This is a genomic window from Ruegeria sp. CDSA034 (assembly GCF_059612275.1).
Genome location: NZ_JBXWQH010000028.1, coordinates 1 through 4397, shown reverse-complemented (window position 1 = coordinate 4397; position 4397 = coordinate 1). Strand labels below are relative to the sequence as shown.

Genomic DNA, 4397 nt, shown 5'->3' with positions numbered 1-4397 from the left:
GGTAAGTTGGTTGATTTTGCTGGTTGGGAGATGCCTGTTCAGTATCCTTTGGGGATTATGGGGGAGCATAAGCAGTGTCGTGAGAAGGCGGCGTTGTTTGATGTGTCTCATATGGGTCAGGTGATCCTGCGCGGTGAGAATGTGGGTGAGAAGCTGGAAGCTTTGTGCCCGCAGGCCTACGCGACCCTGAAGCCGGGCAAGGCGCGGTACGGGTTCTTTACGAATGCCGAAGGCGGGATCATGGACGATTTGATCGTGTCGAATGCGGGGGATTACTATTTCGTGGTGGTGAACGCAGCGCTGCGCCATCAGGACATTCCGCATATGCGTGACAATCTGGATGGCGTCGAAGTGATCGAGATCTTCGACCGCGCGCTGGTGGCGGTTCAGGGCCCTGCGGCGGAAAACGTGGTTGGGGATCTGTGCCCTGCCGCCCGCGACCTGAAGTTCATGGAAACCACTGAGGCCCCGATCAACGGCGTAGACTGCCGCATCTCGCGTCTGGGCTACACCGGTGAGGACGGGTATGAGATCTCGATCCCCGAAGACAAGGCGATCGAAGTTTCGAAAGCCTTCCTGGCGCATGAGGATTGCGAAGCGGCCGGTCTGGGCGCGCGCGACAGCCTGCGGCTGGAGGCGGGTCTGTGCCTCTATGGCAATGACATCGACCAAAGCACCTCACCGATTGAGGCCTCGTTGGCTTGGGCGATCCAGAAGCGTCGCAAGGAAGAAGGCGGCTTTCCGGGCGCAGACCGCGTGCAGAAGGAACTGGCCGAAGGCCCTGCTAAAAAGCTGGTTGGCATCAAGCCCGATGGCCGCGCTCCAGCGCGTCAGGGCGTGGAAATCCAGTGCGCCGAGGGCAATACGATCGGTCAGATCACCTCGGGCGTATTTGGCCCCACGGTCGGCGGACCGGTGGCGATGGGCTATGTTTCCAAGGGCCACGATGAGCCGGGCGAGACGGTGAACCTGATCATCCGGGGCAAGCCGCAGCCGGCGCAGATCGTGGCGCTGCCCTTCGTCAAACAGAATTACAAGCGTTGAAGTCAGGAGAGAGACAAACATGGCAACCTATTATTCCGAAGAGCATGAATGGCTGACCGTCGAAGGCGACACGGCCACTCTGGGCATCACCAAGCACGCGGCTGAACAGCTGGGCGACGTGGTGTTCGTGGAGCAGCAGGAAGCAGGCGATGAGTTTGAAAAAGGCGGTGAGATCGGCGTGATCGAATCCGTCAAGGCCGCCTCCGAGCTGTATGCCCCGGTCGATGGTGAGATCACCGAGGTCAACGAGGCGCTGGCCGACAACCCCGGCGCGCTGAACGAAGACCCCGAGGGTGAGGCCTGGATCTACAAGATCAAGATCGCGGATACCGCGCAGCTGGAAGATCTGATGGATCTGGACGGCTACAAGGCCCTGATCGGGTAAACCCAAACGGCGGGTCCTTTTGCGGATCCGCCCCTTCATCTGGCTAAAAATATCCCCGCCGGAGGCTCCTGCCAGAGCGGCCGGGCGAGACATTCCCTGAGGAGCATGACCTATGGCCTTCAAACTGACTGATTACGAAGCCTATGACTTCGCCAACCGCCGCCATATCGGGCCCAGCCCGACGGAAATGCGCGACATGCTCAAGGTGATTGGCTTCAAGACGCTGGACCAGCTGATCGACGCCACCGTCCCGCCTGCGATCCGGCAAAAAGAGCCGCTGGACTGGGGTCCGGCGATGACCGAACGCGATGCGCTCTTTTACATGAAAGAGGTGGCGAGCAAGAACAAGGTTCTGACCTCGCTGATCGGTCAGGGCTATTACGGCACCACCACGCCGGCGCCGATCCTGCGCAACATCCTGGAAAACCCGGCCTGGTATACCGCCTACACGCCCTATCAGCCCGAGATCAGCCAAGGCCGTCTGGAAGCTCTCCTGAACTTCCAGACCATGGTCAGCGACCTGACCGGGCTGGACGTGGCCAACGCTTCGCTCCTGGACGAGGCGACTGCCGCAGCCGAAGCCATGGCGATGGCCAAACGCGGCGGCCGGTCAAAGGCCAACAACGCGGCCTTCTTCGTGGACAAGAACTGCCACCCGCAGACCATCGCGGTGATCAAAACCCGCGCCGAGCCTCTGGGCATCGACGTGCAGGTGGCCGACCCGGACACGCTGGATGCGGGATCGGTCTTTGGCGCGATCTTCCAGTATCCCGGCACCCACGGCCATGTGCGCGACTTCACGAACGAGATCGCCGCCCTGCACGAACATAAAGCCATCGCCATTGTTGCTGCCGACATCCTGTCGCTGGCGCTGCTGAAGTCACCAGGTGAGATGGGCGCGGATATTGCCATCGGCTCGACCCAGCGCTTTGGCGTGCCGATGGGCTATGGCGGTCCGCACGCTGCTTACATGGCGACCAGTGACAAGCTGAAGCGGTCGATGCCGGGCCGGATCATCGGCGTGTCGATCGACGCGCGCGGCAACAAGGCTTACCGCCTGGCCCTGCAGACCCGCGAGCAACACATTCGCCGCGAGAAAGCCAACTCGAACGTCTGCACCGCGCAGGCGCTGCTGGCCGTCATTGCCTCGATGTATGCCGTGTATCACGGCCCCGACGGCATCAAGGCCATCGCGCAATCGGTGCACCGCAAGACCTCGCGCCTGGCCGCTGGCCTGGAGGAGGCGGGCTTTGCCGTGGAACCAGAGGTGTTCTTCGACACCATCACGGTTGAGGTCGGCCACCTGCAGAATGTCGTGATGGAGGCCGCCGTGGCCCGCGGTGTCAACCTGCGCAAGGTGGGTGAGACCAAGGTGGGCATCAGCCTGGACGAACAGACCCGCCCCGAGACCATCGAGGCCGTCTGGGGTGCCTTCGGCATCGATCGCAAGGATGACAGCTCGAACAAGCTCTACCGCCTGCCGGATTACGCGCTGCGCGAAAGCGCCTACCTGACCCACGAGATCTTCCACAAAAACCGGGCCGAGGCCGAGATCACGCGCTATATGCGCCGTCTGGCTGACCGCGACCTGGCGCTGGACCGGGCAATGATCCCGCTGGGCTCCTGCACCATGAAGCTGAACGCCACGATCGAGATGATCCCGGTCACCTGGCCCGAGTTCGGCAATCTGCACCCGTTCTGCCCCGAAGATCAGGCGCAGGGCTATCATGAGATGATTGATGATCTGAACGACAAGCTGTGCCAGATCACCGGCTATGACGCGATCTCCCAGCAGCCCAACTCGGGTGCGCAGGGCGAGTACGCAGGCCTGCTGACCATCCGCAACTATCACGCCGCGCGCGGTGAGGCGCACCGCAATGTCTGCCTGATCCCGACCTCGGCGCATGGCACCAACCCGGCCTCGGCGCAGATGGTGGGCTATCAGGTTGTGCCGGTGCAGGCCGATGACAAGGGCAACATCGACCTGAATGACTTCCGCGCCAAGGCGGAAAAGCATTCGGACCATCTGGCCGCCTGCATGATCACCTACCCCTCGACCCATGGCGTGTTCGAGACCACCGTGCAGGAGGTCTGCCAGATCACCCATGATCACGGCGGTCAGGTCTATATCGACGGCGCCAACATGAACGCCATGGTCGGTCTCTCGCGTCCGGGTGACATTGGCGGTGACGTCAGCCACCTGAACCTGCACAAGACCTTCTGCATCCCGCATGGCGGTGGTGGCCCCGGCATGGGCCCGATCGGCGTCAAGGCGCATCTGGAGGAACACCTGCCGGGTCACCCGGAATACGGCACCGCCGTGGGCCCGGTCTCGGCCGCGCCCTTCGGCTCGCCCTCGATCCTGCCGGTCAGCTGGGCCTATGTGCTGCTGATGGGCGGCGCCGGTCTGACGCAGGCCACGAAAGTGGCAATCCTGAACGCCAACTACATCGCGGCACGCCTGCAGGATGCCTATCCGATCCTTTACACCTCGGACACGGGCCGGGTGGCGCATGAATGCATCCTCGACACCCGACCCTTGGACGAGGCGGCACAGGTCAGCGTCGACGACATCGCCAAGCGTCTGGTTGATTCCGGCTTCCACGCGCCCACCATGTCCTGGCCGGTGGCCGGCACCCTGATGGTCGAGCCCACGGAATCTGAACCCAAGGATGAGCTGGACCGCTTCTGCGACGCCATGCTGTCCATCCGGGCCGAAGCGCAGGACATCATCGACGGCAAGATCGACGCGGAGAACAACCCGCTGAAAAACGCCCCCCACACGGTGCGCGATCTGGTCGGCGACTGGGACCGGCCCTACAGCCGCGAACAGGCCTGCTTCCCCCCGGGCTCCATGGGCGTCGACAAATACTGGTCCCCCGTAAACCGCGTCGACAACGCATATGGCGACAGAAACCTAATCTGCACATGCCCCCCAATGGACGCTTACGAAGAAGCCGCTGAGTAA

The 4397-nt window shown here is 62.5% G+C and carries 3 protein-coding genes; all 3 read left to right on the top strand.

Features of this window, described 5'->3' with window-relative positions; genetic code table 11:
- On the top strand, window positions 1-1044 hold a 1044-nt coding region (gcvT, locus tag AC2FLJ_RS22735; RefSeq protein WP_496707777.1), incomplete at its 5' end, for a glycine cleavage system aminomethyltransferase GcvT.
- 19 nt (window positions 1045-1063) lie between these two features.
- Window positions 1064-1429: a glycine cleavage system protein GcvH gene (gcvH, locus tag AC2FLJ_RS22730; RefSeq protein ID WP_496707776.1), complete on the top strand. Its 366-nt coding sequence runs from the start codon at window positions 1064-1066 to the stop codon at window positions 1427-1429.
- Between the two features lie 112 nt (window positions 1430-1541).
- A complete protein-coding gene (gene gcvP / locus AC2FLJ_RS22725) occupies window positions 1542-4397 on the top strand; it encodes an aminomethyl-transferring glycine dehydrogenase (protein ID WP_282121611.1) in 2856 nt (951 codons plus the stop codon).